Source organism: Streptomyces sp. NPDC006309, assembly GCF_040613095.1.
In the GTDB taxonomy this organism is placed as follows: domain Bacteria; phylum Actinomycetota; class Actinomycetes; order Streptomycetales; family Streptomycetaceae; genus Streptomyces.
On the sequence record NZ_JBEXRO010000049.1, the window covers coordinates 1 to 21,201 of the forward strand.

General features: G+C 75.7%; 2 protein-coding genes. Both read right to left on the minus strand.

Annotated elements, in window-relative coordinates:
• The coding region (locus tag ABZ117_RS33775; protein WP_356826550.1) for an SDR family NAD(P)-dependent oxidoreductase at positions 1–9,693 on the minus strand (9,693 nt) is incomplete at its 3' end.
• A 34-nt stretch (positions 9,694–9,727) separates the two neighbouring features.
• Complete coding sequence (locus ABZ117_RS33780; protein WP_356826552.1) at positions 9,728–21,184, minus strand: type I polyketide synthase; 11,457 nt, start codon at positions 21,182–21,184, stop codon at positions 9,728–9,730.
• Between the last annotated feature and the right edge of the window lie 17 nt (positions 21,185–21,201).

Below are 21,201 nucleotides of genomic sequence, written 5' to 3' on the forward strand. Positions count from 1 at the left end.
CGTACGGTCGGACACGTCGGCGGCCCGCAGGGACACCGACTCGGCGCCCAGCTCCGACAGTTCGGCCACCAGCTCCGTGGCACCCCCGGCCTCCGTACCGCGCCGGCTGACCAGCACCAGGTGCCGCACCCCGTGGCGTACCACCAGGTGACGGGCGACCAGCGCGCCGAGCGAACCGGTACCGCCCGTGACCAGGACCGTGCCCTCCGGACGGAACGCCACGCTCGGCTCACCGTCGGCCGGCTCGCCCGCCGTCGGCTCGGCCCGCACCAGGCGCGGCACCGACAGGGCCGCACCGCGCACCGCCACCTGCGGTTCCCCGGAGGCGAGGACGGTGGCGAGCAGCGGTTCGACAGTGGTGCCGTAGGCGATGTCGGGGTCGGTGTCCGTGTCGATCAGGACGATCCGGCCCGGGTTCTCGGCCTGGGCCGCGCGGACCAGGCCCCAGACCGCCGCGCCGGCCGGGTCCGTCACCGCGCTGTCGCCGCCGGCCGGGACGGCGCCCCGGGTCAGGATCACCAGCCGGGACTCCTCCAGGCTGGGTGCGGCGAACCAGGCCTGGAGCATGGCCAGCATCCGGTTGGTGAGGGACAGCGCGCCGTCCGCGGTGCCGTCGGGGGTGACGGCTTCGACCACGGCGACCATCGGGCCGGTCACCGCGCCGGCGAGGATGCCGATCTCGTCCGCGTGGAACAGCGGCACCCACTGCGGCACCTGCTGCCCCCCGGGCTCCGCGGCGGGCAGGTCGGTCCAGTCGACGCGGTACAGGCCGTGGCCGCCGTCGGCGGGGGCCGCGGTCAGCTGGTCGGCGGCGACCGGCAGGAAGCCCAGGGCGTCCAGGGTGACGACGAGGCCGCCCGTGCCGTCCGCGGCCTCCAGCGACAGGCGTCCGTCCCCGGAGGGGGCGAGCCGCACGCGGAGCGTGGTCGCGCCGGTGGCGTGCAGGGACAGCCTCTGCCAGGCGGCGGGCTGCCACAGCCGCTGCGCGCCGTCGTCCTGGCCGGCCGTGGCCGCGTGCCGCAGCCCGGACTGCACGCAGGCGTCGAGGAGCGCGGGGTGGATGCCGAACCGCTCGGCGCCCGTGCGCTGTTCGTCGGGCAGGGCGATTTCGGCGAAGACCTCGTCGCCGCGCCGCCACAGCGTCCGTACGCCCCGGAAGGCGGGGCCGAAGGAGTGGCCGAGGTGGAGCAGGTCGTCGTAGAACGCGTCGATGTCGGCCGGGCGGGCGCCGGTCGGCGGCCACAGGGTCAGGTCGGCGCTCGCGCTCGGCGTGGTGAGCGGGGCGGGCGAGAGCCGTCCGGTGGCGTGCCGGGTCCAGGCGCCGGCCTCCGGGGCCTCGCCGGCCGCGTAGACGTCGACGGTCCGCGCGCCGGTCTCGTCGGGGCCGGCGACGGCGACCTGGACGCGTATGCCGCCGTCCTCGGGCAGGAGCAGCGGTGTCTCGACCGTCAGCTCGTCCAGGGTGGCGGTGCCGGCCTCGTCGCCGGCGCGCAGGGCCAGTTCCACCAGGGCCGTGGCGGGGACGACGACCGCGCCGCCGACGACGTGGTCGGCCAGCCAGGGGTGGGTGCGCAGGGAGAGCCGGGAGGTGAGGACCAGCCCGTCCGACTGGGGCAGCGGGACGACCGCGCCCAGCAGGGGGTGGTCGGCCGAGGCCTGGCCGAGCGAGGCGGCGTCCGTGGCCGGGGCGGTCCTCAGCCAGTAGGGGCGGTGGTCGAAGGCGTACGTCGGCAGGTCGACGTGGCCGGCGCCGGTGCCCTCGGGCAGCACACCGGTCCAGTCGACCGGGACGCCCTTGACGAAGACCTCGGCCATCGAGGTGAGCAGCCGGCGCAGGCCGCCCTCCTCGCGGCGCAGGGAGCCGGTGGCGACCGCGTCGGCCCGGGTGTCGTCGGTGATCTCGTTGACCGGCTGGACGAGGACGGGGTGGGCGCTGGACTCGACGAACACGGTGTGGCCCTCGGCGAGGAGGGCGGCGATCGCCGGTCCGAACCGGACCTGGCGGCGCAGGTTGCGGTACCAGTAGCCGCCGTCCAGGACGCCCGCCTCGCGCACCCACTCCCCGGTCACCGTGGAGTAGAAGGGCACCAGCGGCGCCTGCCCGCGGACCTCGGCGAGCGCCTCGGCGAGGGTGTGCTCTATGGCCTCGACGTGCCGGGTGTGGGAGGCGTAGTCCACGGCGACCCGGCGGACGCGCACGCCGTCGGCCTCCAGCGCGGCAAGCGCCTCGTCGAGGGCTTCGGCGTCGCCGGCGACGACCACCGACGAGGGGCTGTTGACGGCGGCGACCTCGACCCGGCCGTCCCACGCGGCGATCCGGGCGGCGGCGTCGGCCTCGGGCAGGGCCACGGAGGCCATGCCGCCCCGGCCCGCGAGTTCACCGGCGATCACCCGGCTGCGTACGGCGACGATGCGGGCCGCGTCGTCCAGCGACAGCGCACCGGCCACGCACGCGGCGGCGATCTCGCCCTGCGAGTGGCCGACCACCGCGTCCGGTACGACGCCCACGGACGCCCACACGGCCGCCAGGGCGATCATCACCGCGAAGCTCGCCGGCTGGACGACGTCGACGCGGGAGACGAGAGCGGCGTCGGCCTCGCCGCGCAGCACCGCCTTCAGGTCCCAGTCGGTCCAGGGTGCCAGGGCGCGGGCGCACTCCTCGACGCGTTCGGCGAACACCGGTGAGGTGTCCAGCAGTTCGCGGCCCATGCCGGTCCACTGCGAGCCCTGGCCGGGGAAGACCAGTACCGTCCGTCCCGCGGCGCCCGCACCGCCGGTCGCCAGGTGGGCGGCCGACTCGCCCCGGGCCAGCGCGGCCAGTGCGGCCACCGCCTCCGCGCGGGACTCCGCGACCACCACGGCCCGCTCGGACAGCGCGGCCCGGCGGGTGACGAGGGCGCTCGCGATGTCCGCGAGCGGCGCGTCGGTGTCCGCGGTGTACGCCGCGAGCCGTTCCGCCTGTGCGGCCAGAGAGCCCTCGGAGGCCGCCGACACCACGAGCGGCACCGGGCCGTCGGCCGGGGCCGCCGGCGCGGCGGCCGGCTCCTCGGGGGCCTGCTCCAGGATGAGGTGCGCATTGGTGCCGCTGATGCCGAAGGAGGAGACGCCGGCCCGGCGCGGACGGCCGGACTCGGGCCACGGCCTCGCCTCGGTCACCAGCTCGACGGCTCCGGCCGACCAGTCGACCTGCGGGGTCGGCTCGGTGACGTTGAGGGTGGGCGGCAGCACGCCGTGGCGCAGCGCCTGGACCATCTTGATGACGCCGGCGACGCCGGCGGCGGCCTGCGTGTGCCCGATGTTGGACTTCAACGAGCCCAGCCACAAGGGTTGTTCGCGGTCGCGGCCGTAGGTGGCGAGCAGGGCCTGCGCCTCGATCGGGTCGCCGAGCGCGGTGCCCGTGCCGTGCGCCTCCACGGCGTCCACGTCGGCGGCGGCCAGTCCGGCAGCGGCCAGCGCCCGGCGGATGACCCGCTGCTGCGAGGGGCCGTTCGGGGCGGTGAGGCCGTTGGAGGCGCCGTCCTGGTTGACCGCGCTGCCCCGCAGGACCGCCAGCACCCGGTGCCCGTTGCGGCGGGCCTCCGACAGGCGTTCCAGGACGACGATGCCCACGCCCTCGGACAGGACGGTGCCGTCGGCGCCCGCGGAGAACGCCTTGACCCGGCCGTCCGCGGCGAGGCCGCGCTGGCGGGACATGCCCAGCACGCCGATCGGCGAGCCCATCACGGCGACCCCGCCGGCCAGCGCCAGCGAGCACTCGCCCTGCCGCAGCGCCTGGGCCGCCAGGTGCATGGCGACGAGGGAGGAGGAACAGGCCGTGTCCACGGTGACCGCGGGACCCTCGAAGCCGAACACGTACGACACCCGGCCCGAGGCGACGCTGCCCGCGGTGGCGGTGGTGACGTAGCCCTCCAGCTCGGGGGGCATGTTGCTGAGGGACTCCAGGTAGTCGTGGATGGAGACGCCGGAGAAGACGCCGACGTCGGCGCCGCGGGTGGAGCCGGGGTCGATGCCGGCGTTCTCCAGGGCCTCCCAGGTCGCCTCCAGCAGCAGCCGCTGCTGGGGGTCCATGGCCAGCGCCTCGCGGGGGGAGATGCCGAAGAACTCGGCGTCGAACTCGGCGGCGCCCTGGAGGAATCCGCTCTTGTGGACGTAGGAGGTGCCGGCCTTGTCCGGGTCGGCGTCGAACAGCTCGTCCAGGTTCCAGCCGCGGTCGTCGGGGAAGCCCGTCATGCCCTCGCGGCGGTCGAGGACCAGCCGCCACAGGCCGGCCGGGTCGGTGACGCCGCCCGGCAGCCGGCAGGCCATGCCGACGATGGCGATGGGCTCGTCGGGGTCGGTGGCGGTGACCGTGGGGGCGGCGGCGCCGGCCGTGCTCTCGCCGAGTTCCTCGCGCAGATGGCGGGCGAGGGCCACCGGCGTGGGGTAGTCGAAGATGAGCGTGGCGGGCAGCTTGACGCCGGTGGCGGCGGACAGCCGGTTGCGCAGTTCGATCGCGGTGAGCGAGTCGAAGCCGATGTCGCCGAACCCGCGGGTGCCCTGGGCGAGTTCGGGCCCGCTGAAGCCGAGGACGGCGGTGGCCTCGGCCTGGATGACGCCCAGCAGGACGGTCTCCTGCTCGGCTTCGGCGAGACCGGTGAGACGGCGCAGGAGAGCGCTGCCGTCACCGGCGGCGGCCCGCGCGGAGCGCCGGCCGGCCCGGACCAGGCCGCGCAGCAGGTGCGGCACGGCGGAGCCGGAGGCCGCGTCGGAGCGCAGCGCGCGCAGGTCCAGTTTGATGGGGACCAGCAGGGCCCGGTCGGTGTGCAGGCCGGTGTCGAGGAGGGCGAGGCCCTCGTCGGCGGTGAGCGCGAGGACGCCGCCGCGGCTCATGCGGGCCTGGTCGGTCTCGCTGAGGTGCGCGGTCAGGCCGGCGCTCTGTTCCCACAGGCCCCAGGCGAGGGAGACGCCGGGCAGCCCGGCCGCGCGGCGGTGGGCCATGAGGGCGTCCAGGAAGGCGTTGGCAGCCGCGTAGTTGCCCTGCCCGGCGGAGCCGAGGAGGGCGGCGGCGGAGGAGAACACCACGAACGAGCGCAGGGCGGGCGCGAGTTCCCGGGTCAGCTCGTCCAGGTGCCGTACGGCGGTGGCCTTGGGGGCGAACACCCCGGCGATCCGTTCCTCGGTGAGGGCGCTGATCACGCCGTCGTCGAGGATGCCGGCGAGGTGCACCAGGCCGGTCAGCGGGTGTTCGGCCGGCAGGCCGCGCAACAGCGCGGCGACCGCGTCCCGGTCGGAGACGTCGCAGGCGACGACGGAGACGTCCGCGCCGAGGCCGGTCAGGTCGGCCGTCAGGGCGGCGGCGCCGGTGGCGTCGGGGCCGCGCCGGCCGGCCAGCACCAGGCGGCGTACGCCGTGCCGCTGGACGAGGTGCCGGGCGACGAGCGCGCCGAGCGAGCCGGTGCCGCCGGTGATCAGGACGGTGCCGTCGGGGTCGAGGGCGGGGGTCCCGGCGCCGGTGGGGGTGTCCGCCGCACCGGTGGGGCCGGCGGCGTCGGCGTTGGTGTCCGGCTGGTCCGCGCGGACCAGGCGGGGTGCCGACAGGGCGGTGCCGCGGACGGCGAGCTGGGGTTCGCCGGTGGCGAGGAGCTGTGCGAGGACGGGCCCGGCCCCGGCGGCGGTGGCCGGGTCGAGGTCGGCCAGGACGACCCGGTCGGGGTTCTCGGCCTGGGCGGCGCGGACGAGGCCCCACACGGCCGCGCCGGCCGGGTCGGTGACCGTGGCGTCGCCGCCCGCAGGGACCGCCCCCCGGGTGGCGACCACCAGGCGGGCGGCTTCCAGGCCGGGCGTGGCCAGCCATGCCTGGAGGACGTCCAGGACGCGGCAGGTCAGGGTCTGGGCGTCGGCGCCGTCGCTGTAGGCGTCCAGGACCGCCGCGGCGGGCACGCTGTCGCGGGCGGCGAGGGCGCGCACGGCGTCGGCGTCGGCGACCGGCACCCAGGTGGGCGCGGTGGTGGCGCCCTCGGCGGCGGGCAGCGGCACCCAGTCGACGGCGAACAGGGCGTCCTGGTTCCCGCCGGCCGCGGCGCCGAGCTGTTCGGCGGAGACCGGCAGGGACACCAGGGAGTCCATGGTCAGCACCAGGTCGCCGGTCTCGTCCGCGGCCTGGAAGGACAGGGCGTCGGGACCGGCGGGCGCGACCCGCACCCGCAGGGCGGAGGCGCCCTCGGCGTGCAGGACGAGGCCGTTCCAGGCGAACGGCAGGACGTTGCGGTCGTCGTCCGGGTTGGCGAAGGCGTTGGTGTGCAGGGCGGCGTCGAGGAGCGCCGGGTGGATGGCGAACTTGTCGGCGTCCTCCCGGTGGTCCTGCGGCAGGGCCGCCTCGGCGAAGAGTTCCTCGCCGCGCCGCCACACCCCGCGCAGTCCCTGGAAGGCGGGGCCGTAGGAGTAGCCGCGGGCGACGAGGGCGGCGTAGAAGTCGTCGATGGCGACGGGTTCGGCGCCGGGCGGCGGCCAGGCGGTGAAGTCGGCGGCGGGCGCGGTGAACCGGGCGGGCGCGCTGGACAGCAGGCCGGTGGCGTGCCGGGTCCACTCGCCGTGCGCGTCCTCGCCGGCGTCCTCGCGCAGCGAGTACACGTCGACGGTGCGCGCGCCGTTCGCGGTGGGGCCGCCGACGGTGACCTGGACGCGGACGCCGCCCTGCGGGGGCAGCACCAGCGGCGCCTCGATGACGAGTTCCTCCAGGGTGCCGCAGCCGAACTCGTCGCCGGCGCGCACCGCGAGGTCGACGTAGACGGTGCCCGGGACGATGACCACGCCCTGCATGGCGTGGTCGGCGAGCCAGGGGTGGGTGCGCAGGGACAGCCGGGAGGTGAGGACCAGTCCGTCGGTCTGCGGCAGCGGCACCAGCGCGCCGAGCAGCGGGTGGTCGGTGCCGGTCAGACCGAGGGAGGCGGCGTCGCCGCCGCCGGGGGTGAGCTGGATCCAGTAGCGGCGGCGGTCGAAGGCGTACGTCGGCAGGTCGACGTGGGCGGTGCGGGCGGCGTCGGGCAGGACGCCCTTCCAGTCGACGGCCACGCCGGCCGTGAAGACCTCGGCCATGGAGGTGAGCAGGCGGCGCAGGCCGCCGTCGTCACGGCGCAGCGAGCCGGTGACCACGGCGTCCGCGGCGTCGGCGATCTCGGTGACCGGCTGGACGAGGACGGGGTGGGCGCTGGACTCGACGAACACGGTGTGGCCCTCGGCGAGGAGGGTGGCGACGGCCGGGCCGAAGCGGACCTGGCGGCGCAGGTTGCGGTACCAGTAGCCGCCGTCCAGGACGCCCGCGTCACGGACCCACTCGCCGGTGACGGTGGACAGGAAGGGGATGGCGGGGGCCTGGCCGCGGATGTCCGCGAAGGCCTCGGTGAGGGCCTCCTGCACGGCCTGGACGTGCCGGCTGTGCGAGGCGTAGTCCACGGCGATGCGCCGGACCCGCACGCCCTGGTCCTCCAGGGTGTCCAGGACCTCGTCGAGGGCCTCGGCGTCACCGGCGATGACGACGGAGGCCGGCCCGTTGACGGCGGCCACCTCGACCCGGTCGGCCCAGCGCTCCAGCCGGGCGGTCACGTCGTCCTCGGTGAGCGCGACGGAGGCCATGCCGCCCAGTCCGGCGAGCCGGCCGCGGATGACCTGGCTGCGGACGGCGACGATGCGGGCGGCGTCGTCCAGGGTGAGGGCGCCGGCGACGCAGGCGGCGGCGATCTCGCCCTGCGAGTGGCCGACCACCGCGTCCGGTACGACGCCCACGGACGCCCAGACGGCGGCCAGGCCGACCATGACGGCGAAGCTCGCGGGCTGCACGACGTCGACACGGGTCAGCAGGTTGGTGTCGGCGTCGCCGCGCAGCACGGCCGTCAGGTCCCAGTCCACCCAGCGTTCCAGGGCCCGGGCGCACTCCTCGATCCGCTCGGCGAACACCGGTGAGGTGTCGAGGAGTTCGCGGCCCATGCCGATCCACTGGGTGCCCTGGCCGGGGAAGACCAGGACGGTCTTGCCGGACCCGGCGGCGCCGGCGGCGCCCCGGACCGTTCCGGGAGCCTGTTCGTCGCGGGCGAGGGCGGTCAGCGCGGCCAGTGCCTCGTCGCGGCTCTCCGCGACCACGACGGCGCGTTCACCGAGCACCGCGCGCCGGGTGGCGAGGGTGCCCGCGATGTCCGCGAGCGGGGTGTCCGTGCCGTCCAGGTAGGCGGCGAGGCGGCCGGCCTGGCCGGTGAGCGACGCGCCGGAGGCCGCCGACACCACCAGGGGCACGGCACCGGCCGGGGTCCCGGCGGCGGGCGGCGCGTCCTCCTCGGGGGCCTGCTCCAGGATCAGGTGGGCGTTGGTGCCGCTGGCGCCGAACGCGGAGACGCCGGCGCGGCGCGGCCGGTCGGTCTCGGGCCACCGCGTGGCCTCGGTGAGCAGTTCCACGGCGCCGGACGACCAGTCGACCTGCGGGGTGGGGGCGTCGATGTGGCGGCTGGCCGGCATGAGGCCGTGGCGCAGGGCCTGCACCATGTTGATGACGCCGGCGACGCCGGAGGCGGCCTGGGTGTGGCCGATGACCGACTTCACGGAGCCCAGCCGCAGCGGCTGTCCGGCGGGGCGGTCCTGGCCGTAGGTGGCGAGGATCGCCTGGGCCTCGATGGGGTCGCCGAGGACGGTGCCGGTGCCGTGCCCGTCCACCATGTCGATGTCGGAGGTGCTCAGTCCGGCGCCGCTCAGCGCCTTGCGGATGACGCGCTGCTGGGAGGGTCCGTTGGGGGCGGTCAGGCCGTTGGAGGCGCCGTCCTGGTTGACGGCCGAGCCGCGGATCACGGCGAGGACGCGGTGGCCGCGCTCCCGGGCCTGCGACAGCGTCTCCAGCAGGACGACACCGACGCCCTCGGCCCAGCCGGAGCCGTCGGCGGCGGCGGCGTAGGACTTGCAGCGGCCGTCGAAGGCGAGACCGCGCTGGCGGGCGAAGCCGACGAAGCCGCCGGGGGTTGCCATCACGGTGGAGCCGCCGGCGAGCGCCATGGAGCACTCGCCGCGGCGCAGTGCCTGGCCGGCGAGGTGGATGGCGACGAGGGAGGACGAACACATCGTGTCGACGGTGACCGCGGGGCCCTCCAGGCCGAGGGTGTAGGCGACGCGGCCGGAGGCGACACCGCCCGCGGTGCCCAGGGCCCGTTCCAGGCTGAGATAGCCCTCGTGGCCGCTGAGGTCGGGGGCGTAGTCCTGGTGGACGATGCCGGCGAAGACGCCGATGTCGCTGCCGCGCACGGAGTGCGGGTCGATACCGGCCCGTTCCAGGGTCTCCCAGCTCACCTCCAGCAGCTGGCGCTGCTGCGGGTCCATGGCGAGGGCCTCGCGCGGCGAGATGCCGAAGAAGGCGGCGTCGAACTCGGCGGCCTCGTGCAGGAAGGCGCCTTCGCGGACGTACGTCGTGCCGGGGTGGTCCGGGTCGGGGTGGTAGAGGCCCTCCAGGTCCCAGCCGCGGTCCTCGGGGAACGCGGTGTAGACGTCGGTGCCGTCGGTCACCACCCGCCACAGGTCCTCCGGGGTGCGGATGCCCCCCGCGTACCGGCAGGCCATGGAGACGATGGCGATGGGCTCGGCAGCGGCCGCCGCGAGTTTGCCGTTCTCCTGCTGGAGCCGAGCGTTCTCCTTGAGGGAGGCGCGCAGCGCGTTGACGATCTGGTCGTCCGGGCCCGACATATCCGTCCTCCGTGGTGCGTCCGCTGTCATGGGGTCAGCTCGTCCTGCCCAGAGCACGCTGCACGAGGTCGGCAACGTCCATGGCGTCGATCAGGGTCTCGTCGTTCCCGGCCGGTTCCGCCGTGCCGGACGCGGGCGCGTCCTCGGTGTCCACCAGGCCGAGCAGGGTGTCCAGGACGCCGGCTTCCCTGAACCGGGCGAGGGGGACGGCGGCGAGTGCCCGCCTGAGATCGTCCTCCCGCCCGTCGAGCCCGTCGTCGGCGTCCCGGAGCAGTTCGGAGCGCAGGTAGCCGACGAGGGCGTCCGGCGTGGGGTAGTCGAAGATGAGGGTGGCGGGCAGCCGCAGGCCGGTCGCCACGTGGAGGCTATTGCGCAGGTTGACGGCGGCGAGCGAGTCGAAGCCGACCTCCTGGAAGGCCTGGAGGGCTCCGATGCTCTCGGCGCCGCTGTGTCCGAGGACGGTGGCGGCGTGTCCGCAGACCAGCCGGAGCAGGAGGCGGGTCTGGTCGGCCTCGGGGACGTCGCGCAGGGACTGGACGAGGCCGGCGGTGGTGTCGCCGTCGTCGGTGTCCGGCTGGGTGGCCCGCAGGGCGGCCTGCGCCTCGGACAGGTCGGCGAACAGCGGGCTGGGCCGGACCGAGGTGAACGCCGGGATGAAGGCGTCCCAGTCCATGTCGACGACGGTGACGGCCTTCTCCCGGGCCTGGACGGCCTGTTCGAAGGCGGTGACGGCGATGTGCGGGGCCATGGGCAGGACGCCGCGCCGGCGCAGCTGCGTGAGGGTGTCCTCGTCCATGCCGACGCCGACCTCGTCGAGGGCGCCCCAGGCGATCGCGGTGGCCGGGTGGCCGTGGCCGCGGCGCCACTCCACGAGGGCGTCGAGGACGGCGTTGGCCGCGCCGGACGGGCCCTGTCCGCCGCCGCCCCAGATGCCGGCGATGGAGGAGAAGACCACGAACGCGTCGAGCGGCGTGTCCGCGAACCGTCCGGCGAGCCATCGGGCGGTGTCCACCTTGGCGGAGAACACCTCGGTGAGTTCGGGTACGCCGGTGTCGTCCACGGTGCTGGTGCGGGCGATGTCGGCGGTGTGCACGACGGCGGTGAGCGGCTGGTCGCCGGGCGTCCCGGCGAGCAGGTGGTCCAGGGCGGTCCGGTCGGTGTCGGCGCACGTCTCGACGGTGGTGCCGGTGCCGAGCGCGGTCACCTCGGCGCGGAGTGCGGCGACGGCGTCCCCGGGGGCGGCGGCGGTGGTGGTGACGAGCAGCCGGCGGGCACCGGACCGGGCGAGCCACAGGGAGGCGTGCCGGCCGAGGCCCTCGGCGCCGCCGGTCACCAGCACGGTGCCGCGGGGCTGCCAGCCGGAGCCGGCGGCCGGGTCGGGGGCGGACTTGCGCAGCAGCCTGCGGGTGTGCACCCCGGACCGGCGTACGGCGAGCTGGTCGTCGTCGCCGGCGGCGTCGAGCGCGCCGAGCAGATGCCGGACGGTCCGGCTGTCGGAGGTGGCGGGCAGGTCGATCAGCCCGCCCCAGCGGTCGCCGCGTTCCAGGGCGGCGGCCCGGCCGATGCCCCAGATTGCCGCCTGGGCCGGTGCGGTGACGGTGTCCTGGATGCCGGTGTTGACCGCGCCCCGGGTCAGGCACCACAGCGGCTGTGTGACCCCGGTGTCGCCCAGGGCCTGGACCAGCGCGACGGTGGCCGCCGTCAGCGGAACCGGGTCCTGGGGACCACTCTCCCCGGTGTGATCCTCCTCGCCGGCCGGGTCGAGCGCGAGCAGTGACAGCACACCGGCCACGGCGTGCTCGGCGAGGACGGCGGACAGACGTTCGCCGAGCCGGTCACGGGTGGCGTCGGCCACGGCGACCTCCAGCGGGACGACATCCAGTCCCTGCGCGGTGAGTTCCCGCAGCAGCTCGGCCGGCACCGAGCCGGTCGGCGCCGCCGGCACGACGGCCAGCCAGGTGCCGGCCGGGACACCGGCGCCCTCCTGGTCGACGGGCCGCCAGGTGACGTGGTAGCGCAGCTTCTCCGCGGCCGACCGCCGGCGCCGCCGGCCGCGCCAGTCGGCCAGCACGGGAACGACCGTGCGCAGCGCGTCACGCTGGTCGGCCGCGGCCAGGTCGAGCAGTTCGGCGAGGGAGTCGGTGTCGGCCTGTTCGACGGCGGACCAGAAGTCGGTGTCGGCGCCCTCGGCCGTGGCGGCGTCCGTGGTGGTCTCCGCCTCGCGCAGCCAGAAGTGCTGCCGGTCGAAGGCGTACGTGGGCAGCTCCACGTCGGCGGCCCCGGCACCCTCGGGCAGCACACCGGTCCAGTCGACCGCCACACCCTTGACGAAGAGTTCCGCCATCGACGCCAGCAGCCTCGGCAGGCCGCCCTCTTCACGACGCAGCGAACCGGCGGCGACGGCACGGAGGCGGACGCTGTCGTCGGCGGCCTCGTCGAAGATCTCGTTGACCGGCTGCACAAGAACGGGATGGGCACTGGATTCGACGAACACCGTGTGCCCCTCGGCGAGGAGGGAGGCGATCGCCGGGCCGAAACGGACCTGGCCACGCAGATTGCGGTACCAGTAACCGCCGTCCAGGACACCTTCGTCGTCCACCCAGGTACCGGTCACCGTCGAGAAGAACGGCACCACCGGCGCGAGACTGCGAATGTCCGCGAACGCCTTGCCCAAAGCCCCCTCGATCGCCTCGACATGACGCGTGTGCGAGGCGTAGTCCACCGCCACCCGGCGGACACGGACACCGTCCGTCTCCAGCGCGGCCAGCGCCTCGTCCAGGGCTTCGGCGTCACCGGCGATCACCACCGACGAAGGACCGTTCACGGCGGCGACCTCGACCCGGCCCTCCCACGCAGCGATCCTGCCGACAGCGTCCGCCTCGGACAGCGCCACGGAGGCCATACCACCCCGGCCCGCCAACTCCCCCGCGATCACCTGACTGCGTACGGCGACAATCCGCGCCGCATCCCCCAGCGACAACGCACCCGCCACACAAGCCGCGGCGATCTCACCCTGCGAATGCCCCACCACCGCATCCGGGACAACCCCCACGGACGCCCACACAGCCGCCAGCCCCACCATCACCGCGAAACTCGCCGGCTGCACCACATCCACCCGCGCCAGCAGATCAACCTCACCCCGCAGCACGGACATCAAGTCCCAGTCCACCCAGGGTTCCAACGCGCGGGCACACTCCCCGACCCGCTCCGCGAACACCGGCGACGACTCCAGCAACTCCCGCCCCATACCAAGCCACTGCGAACCCTGACCGGGGAAGACCAGTACCGTCCTGCCCGGGCCGCCGGAGCCGGCGACGGTTCCGCTCACGACGAGGGGGCTGCTCTCGCCGCGGGCCAGGGCGCCCAGTCCGGCCACGGCCTCGGCACGGGAACCGGCGACGACCACGGCCCGCTCGGACAGCAGGGCCCGGCGGGCGACGAGCGCGCCCGCGACCTCGGCCGGGGCCGCGCCGGTGTCCGTGGCGAACGCAGCGAGCCGCCCCGCCTGGGCCGCGAGCGAGGCCGCGCTGCGGGCCGACACCACCAGCGGAACGACGCCGGCGGGGACCTCGGGCCGGGTCACCGGGCCGGTGTCGGGCGCCTCCTCCAGGATGACGTGCGCGTTGGTGCCGCTCGCCCCGAACGAGGAGACCGCGGCCCGGCGCGGCCGGTCGTCACGGGTCCACTCGCGGGCCTCGGTGAGCAGTTCGACCGCGCCCGCCGACCAGTCCACCTGCGGGGTGGGCTCCGTGACGTTCAGGGTCGGGGGCAGGACGCCGTGCCGCAGGGCCTCCACCATCTTGATCACCCCGGCGACTCCGGCGGCGGCCTGCGTGTGCCCGATGTTCGACTTCAACGAGCCGAGATACAAAGGCTCTTCACGGTTCTGGCCGTAGGTGGCCAGCAGAGCCTGCACCTCGATCGGGTCACCCAGGGTCGTGCCCGTGCCGTGGCCCTCGACCACGTCCACATCGGCGGGCTCCAGTCCCGCCGCGGCCAGGGCGCTGCGGATCACGCGCTGCTGCGAGGGGCCGTTCGGGGCGGTGAGACCGTTGGACGCGCCGTCCTGGTTGACCGCGCTGCCGCGCAGCACCGCCAGCACCCGGTGCCCGTTGCGGCGGGCCTCCGACAGCGGCTCCAGCAGCACCACGCCGACGCCCTCCGCCCAGCCGGTGCCGTCGGCGGTGGCGGAGTACGCCTTGCAGCGGCCGTCGGCGGACAGACCGCGCTGCCGGGAGAACTCCAGGAAGGCGTCCGGGCTGGCCATGACGGTGGCGCCGCCGGCGAGGGCCAGGGAGCACTCGCCGTTGCGCAGCGCCTGCGCCGCGAGGTGCATCGCGACGAGCGAGGAGGAGCAGGCGGTGTCCACGGTCACCGCGGGACCCTCGAAGCCGAAGACGTACGACACCCGGCCTGAGGCCACGCTGGACGCGGTACCCGTCATGACGTAGCCGTGGACGTCCTCGGGCACCTGGCGCAGCCGGGTCACGTAGTCGTGGTGGACGATGCCGGTGAACACGCCGATGTCCTGGCCGCGGGTGGACAGGGGGTCGATGCCGGCCCGCTCCAGCGCCTCCCAGGAGGTCTCCAGGAGCAACCGCTGCTGCGGGTCCATCGCCAGCGCCTCACGCGGCGAGATTCCGAAGAGCCCGGCGTCGAACCGGGCGGCGTCGTGCAGGAAGCCGCCGGCGCGGGTGTAGCTGGTGCCGGGGTGGGCGGGGTCGGGGTGGTAGAGCCGGTCGATGTCCCAGTCGCGGTCGGCGGGGAAGGCGGAGATGGCGTCACGCCGGTCCATGACGAGCTGCCACAGGTCCTCGGGGCTGTTGACGCCGCCGGGCAGCCGGCTGCTCATGGCGATGATGGCGATGGGCTCGTCGGGGTCCGTCGTGCCCCGGCGGGTGACGGTGGCCGGCTCCGGGCGGGTGCCGAGGAGTTCGCCGCGCAGGTGGTCGGCGAGCAGACCCGGGGTCGGGTGGTCGAAGACGAGGCTGCTGGGCAGGCTGACACCGGTGAAGTCGTGCAGCCGGTTGCGGAGTTTGACCGCGGTGAGCGAGTCGAACCCCAGGTTCTTGAACGGCTGTCCCTCGTCGAAGCCGTCCGTGTCCCGGTGTCCCAGCACAACGGCGGCGCTCTCCCGGACGAGGTCGAGCAGGGCGCGGCGCTGTTCCACGGCGGCGAGACCGGCCAGCCGGGCGGCCAGCCCGTCGCCGTCGGCGGCGGGTTCGCGGCGGATGACACGCCGGGCGGGGGCGGTCGCGGTCTCGATGCCCTGGGTTTCCCCGGTGCCCTCGATGTCCCCGGTGTCCCCGGTGTCCCCGGTGTCCCCGACGGGGGTGAACGTCACGGGGCCGAGCAGGGCCACGGGCCGGCCCTCGGGGTCGGCCAGCTCGACCAGCTGCCCGCCGTCGGCGGGGGTGACGCGCACGCGCAGCTCGGTGGCGCCCACCGCGTAGACGGCGAGAGTGGCGGCCCCCGTCGGCGAGCAGGCGTCCGGGGCGCCGGGGGCGGCCTCCGCCGCCAGCCGCAGGGCCGTGTCCAGGAGCACCGGGTGCAGGGTGAAGTCCGCTGCCTCGTCGGCGAGTTCCCCGGGCAGGGCGATGTCGGCGAGGATCTCGCCGGGCTGCCGCCACAGGCCCCGCACCCCGGGCAGAGCGCTGGTTTCGGCGGGCTCCGCGGGCCAGGTGCGCAGGTCGAACGCGTGCTGGGGGACGCCGGGCACGAGGGTGGCGTGGGCGTGCCGCAGCCACGGCTCCCCCTCCCGGCCGGCCGGGCGGCTGTGCACGGTGGCACCGCGCCGGTCTTCGGGGCCGGGGGCGTCCACGAAGACACGCAGCTGGAGGTGTCCGTGCGCGGGGACGACGAGGGGTGCGTCGACGGTGATGCGCTCGACGGAGCCGCCGCCGGCCTCGTCGCCGGCCCGGACCAGGAGGTCCAGCAGGACGGCTGCCGGTACGGTGGTATCGGCGTCGGTCTGCGCGCCGGGAAGGCGGCCGGGGCCGCGGCCGGACAGGCGCCCGGTGAGCACGACGCCGGTGCCGCCGTGGGTGCCGGGGACCTCCACCACCCCGCCCAGCAGCGGGTGGCCGGCGGACCGGGCGCCGAGCGCCTCGGCGTCGGTGGCGGTGTCGCCCTCCACCCAGTACCGCTGGTGCTGGAAGGCGTAGGTGGGCAGGTCGGGGCCGACGGCCGGCCCGGGACGGCCGAGGACGGCGGTCCAGTCGACCGGCACACCCCGTACGTGCAGTTCCGCGAGCGCGCTACGGACGGCGGTGTCCTCGGGGGTGTCCCGGCGCAGCGTGGTGACACAGCCTCGGGTGTCCGGTCCGAGCGTGCCGAGGGCCATGGCGCTGAGGACGCCGCCGGGGCCCAGTTCGAGGTGGGTCACGGCGCCTTGGTCGCGCAGGGCGGTGACGGCGTCGGCGAACCGCACGGCGTGCCGGGCCTGGTCCACCCAGTAGTCGGGGGTGGCGAGCAGTCCGTCCGTGGCGAGTGCGCCGGTGAGCGTGGAGACGATCGGCACGGTGCCCGGCCGGTAGCGGAGCCGGGCGGCCACGGCACGCAGCTCGTCGAGCATCGGCTCCATCAGCGGGGAGTGGAAGGCGTGGCTGACGGACAGCCGGCGGGTGCGGTGGCCGTCCTGGGCGAGGTGCCCGGCGACGGCCAGGACGGCGTCCTCGGCACCGGACAGGACCAGCGCCCGCGGCCCGTTGACCGCCGAGATCCCGACGACACCGGGTGTCCGGGCGAGCAGCGGCGCCACCTCGGCCTCGGTGGCCTCGACGGCGATCATCGCCCCGCCCTCGGGCAGGGCCTGCATCAACCTGCCCCGCGCGGCGACGAGTTCACCGGCGTCCGCCAGGTCCAGGATGCCGGCCGCGTGGGCCGCGGCGATCTCGCCGACCGAGTGGCCGGCGAGCAGGCCGGGCCGTACGCCCCATGAGGTGAACAGCCGGAAGAGCGCGGTCTCCAGGGCGAACAGCGCGGCCTGGGTGTAGAGGGTCTGGTCCAGCAGGGCGGCCTGTTCGGTGCCGGACTCGGCGAACACCACGTCCTTCAGGGGATGGGCGAGTCCGTCCAGGTGCCGTTCCACGGCGGCGCAGGCGGCGTCGAAGGCGTCACGGAACACCGGGTGTGCGGCGGCGAGTTCGCGGCCCATGCCGGGCCACTGGCTGCCCTGCCCGGTGAACAGGAAGGCGAGTTCGCCGTCGGCCGGGGTGCCGGTGACGGTGTCCGTGCCGGCGGTGCCGTCGGCGAGCGCGCGCAGGGCGGCGACGAGCCGCTGCCGGTCGGCCGCCAGGACGACGGCGCGGTGGTCGAGGTGGGCGCGGGTGGTGGCGAGTGCGTGTGCCGTGGCACCGAGCGGCGTCCCGGTCCGGTCCGCCGCCCAGTCCGCGAGCCGGGCCGCCTGTCCGCGCAGACCGGCGGGGGTGCGTCCGGAGACCGGGAAGAGGAGAGGACCGTCGGCCGTCGCGTCCGCGTCCTGGGCAGGCGCCGGGATACCCGAGGCGTCGCCCGTGACCGCGACCGTCACACCCGAGAAACCGTCCGTGTCCCCCGTGGCCGCGGCCGTCACCGGCACACCCGGGAAACCGTCCGTGTCCCCCGTGACCGGCGCCGACGCCTCCTCGGGGTGCTGGCCCGCCGATGCCGGCGCGGCCCGGTCGGCCGGTGCGGGCACGACACCGTCCGCCGGGACTCCGGCGGGTGCGGGCGCCTGTTCCAGGACCAGGTGGGCGTTGGTGCCGCCGATGCCGAAGGCGGAGACGCCGGCGCGGCGCGGGCGGCCGGTGTCCGGCCAGGCCCGGGCCTCGGTGAGGACCTCCACCGCGCCCGCCGACCAGTCCACGTGCCGGGACGGCCGGTCGACGTGCAGGGTGCGGGGCAGCAGCCCGTGCCGCATCGCCATGACCATCTTGATGACGCCGGCGACACCGGCCGCGGCCTGGGTGTGTCCGAGGTTGGACTTCACCGACCCGATCCACAGCGGCGCTGCGCGATCCTGCCCGTACGTGGCGAGCAGGGCCTGCGCCTCGATCGGGTCACCGAGCACCGTGCCCGTGCCGTGCGCTTCGACGGCGTCCACCTCGGACACCGAGAGACCGGCGTTCGCCAGCGCCTTGCGGATCACCCGCTGCTGCGACGGCCCGTTCGGCGCCGTGAGCCCGTTCGAGGCGCCGTCCTGGTTGACCGCGCTGCCCCGCAGCACCGCCAGCACCCGGTGGCCCTGCCGCTGTGCCTCGGACAGTCGCTCGACCAGGAGCACACCCGCGCCCTCGGACCAGCCGGTGCCGTCCGCGCCGTCCGCGAATGCCTTGCACCGGCCGTCGGGGGCCAGGCCACGCTGCCGGGAGAACTCGACGAACGTCTCGACGTTGCCCATCACCATCACACCGCCGGCGAGCGCCATGGAGCACTCCCCGTTGCGCAGCGCCTGCGCCGCGAGGTGCAGGGCGACCAGGGAGGAGGAGCAGGCGGTGTCGATGGTGACGGCCGGTCCCTCGAACCCGAAGTGGTAGGCGACGCGGCCCGACACGACGCTGCCGGAGCCACCGGTGAGGCGGAAACCCTCGGCGTCGGCCGAGTGGTGCATCCGTACGGTGTAGTCGTGGCTGTTGACGCCGACGAAGACCCCGATGTCCCGGCCGCCGAGCCCGGTCGGATCGATCGCGGCGCGCTCGAACGCCTCCCAGGACGTCTCCAGCAGCAGCCGCTGCTGCGGGTCCATCGCGAGCGCCTCGTTCGGGGAGATGCCGAAGAACGCGGCGTCGAAGCCGGGCGCGTCGTCGAGGAACGCGCCGTGCCGCACGTAGGTCGTGCCGGGTTTGTCGGGGTCGGTGTCGTAGAGCCGGTCGATGTCCCAGCCGCGATCGTCGGGGAACTCCGTGACGGCGTCGACCCCGTCGGCGACGACCCGCCACAGGTCCTCGGGGCTGTGCACCCCGGCGGGGAAACGGCAGGCCATCGCGACGATCGCGATCGGCTCGTCCGGCGCGGCCGGGCCCGTGGCGGGCGCCGGTGCGGCGGGTGCGGCGGCGACGGTGCCGTCACCGGCGAGCCGGGCCCGCAGGTGCTCGGCGAGCGCCGTGGGTTTCGGGTAGTCGAAGACGACGGCCGAGGGCAGGGTGAGACCGGTGGCGACCGCCAGCCGGTTGCGCAGCTCCACCGCGGTCAGCGAGTCGAACCCGGCGTCCTTGAAGGCCCGGTCGGCGCGGACGGCGTCGGCGGTGCCGTGGCCGAGCACGTCGGCGGCGTTGCGCCGGACCAGGTCCAGCAGCAGTGCCTGCTGGGCGGCCGGGTCCAGCCGGCCGACGCGGTCGCGCAGGCTGCCCTGGTCGGCGCTGCCGGCGGCGCGGGCCAGTGAGCGCGGCGCGGGGGCGAGGCCCCGCAGGAGGGGTGCCACGGCCGCGGTGCGGGCCGCCGCGCGCAGGGCGGGCAGATCGAGCTTCGCGGCCACCAGGGCGGCGGGCAGTCCGGTGCCGGGGCGCAGGGCGAGGTCCAGCAGGGCCATGCCCTCGGCCTCGGACAGCGCGGCCATGCCGAGGCGCCTGTTGCGGTTGAGGTCGGCGGTGCCGAGGTGCCGGGTCATGCCGCTGGCCCGCTCCCAGTGACCCCAGGCGAGCGAGACGCCGGGCAGTCCTTGTTCGCGGCGGTGCCCGGCGAGCGCGTCGAGGCAGGCGTTGGCGGCGGCGTAGTTGGCCTGTCCGGGGTTGCCGAACACGTTGGCGGCCGAGGAGAACAGCACGAACGCCGCGAGGTCGCGCTCCCGCGTCAGCTCGTCCAGCAGCAGGGCCGCGTCCAGCTTCGGCCGCAGTACGGTGTCGAAACGCTCCGGGGTGAGCGCGGTGAGCACGCCGTCGTCCAGGACACCGGCGGTGTGCAGGACGGCGGTCAGCGGGTGCGCGGCGGGCACCGCGTCCAGAACGGCCGCGAGCTGGGCACGGTCGGCGGTGTCGCAGGCGGCGAGCATGACGGTGGCGCCGAGCGCGGTCAGCTCCTCGGACAGCGCGGCGGCGCCGTCCGCAGCGGGTCCGCGCCGGCTGAGCAGGAGCAGATGGCGCACGCCGTGGTCGGTGACCAGGTGCCGCGCGGTCAGCGCGCCCAGGGTGCCGGTGCCGCCGGTGACCAGGACGGTCCCGTCCGGATCGAGCGCGCGCCCCGGCTGCGGGACGTCGTTCGCCCCCGCCGGCACGTCGGCCCGTACCAGCCGGGGCACCTCGGCCACCGTGGTCCCCGAAGCCCCGGGGGTCCTCGAAGCCCCCGTGGCCCGTATGCGTATCAGCGGTTCGCCGCAGGCCAGCAGGCCGGGCAGGGCGGAGCGGACCGCCGCGTCGGCTTCCTGGGCGCCGCCCGGCCCGTCGACCTCGACGAGCACGATGCGGCCGGGGTGTTCGGACTGGGCGGAACGCAGCAGCCCCCGGACGGCGGCCGTGGCAAGGTCCGTGGCGGCGTCGACGGCCGCCACGACCAGCCGCGTCCCCTCCAGGGCGGGCTCGGCGAGCCAGGCCTGGAGGACGGCGAGCGCGGCGACCAGCGCCGCCCGCGGATCGCCGCCCACGCGGTCGGCCGCGTACAGCAGGACATCGGCGTCCGCCGCGTCGGCGGTGACGTCCCGCGCGGTCCGTACGGTGACGGCGGACGGCGTCCCGTCACCCGCCGGAAGCGGCAGTTCCGTCCAGTGGACGCGGAACAGCGCGTCCTGGGTGAGTGCCTCGGCGAGCCCGGCGCGTGCCAGGTCGAACGGCTCGGACAGTACGGCGTCGACGCTCAGCACAGGTCGCCCGGCCGGGTCGGTCAGCTCCAGCCGGGTGGTGCCCTCCCCCGCCGACCGCACCGTGACGGTGGTCGCGCCCGACGCGTGCAGCCTGACCCCGCGCCAGGTGGCGGCGAGGGTCCCGGCAGGCAGCGCCGTCCGCACGGCCGCGTCGAGCAGGGTGGGGTGGACGCCGTACCGGTCGGCGTCCCCGGCTGCCTCGTCGAGGGTCACCTCGACACCGGGCTCGGCGGCCGGCCGGTCGTCGTCGCCTTCGGCAGCGGCGGGTGCCAGCGTGCCGTGCGCGTGCCGCGTCCAGACGGCGTCCAGCCCGGAGCCGTCCGCACGCGAGTAGACCTCGACCGTACGCCGCCCCGTGCCGTCCGCCTCGCCGACCACCGTCTGGACGGCCCGGCCACCGCGCGCCGGCAGGACCACGGGTCGCTCGACGGTCAGTTCCGCCACGACCGGCACCCCGGCCTCGTCACCGAGCCGGACCGCCAGCTCGACCAGTGCCGCGTTCGGCACCAGGACAGCGTCGTCGCCGACGAGGTGCTCGGCCAGCCAGGGCTGCGCGCGCGACGACCACCGCGAGGTCGTCATGAACCCGCCGGAGTCGGGCCGCCCGACGACCGCGCCGAGCAGGGGGTGGTCGGCGCGGGTCTGCCCCAGGGAGGCCGCGTCCGCCGCCGGAGCGGGCTTCAGCCAGTAATGCCGGTGCTCGAAGGCATACGTCGGCAACTCCACATCCGCGGCCC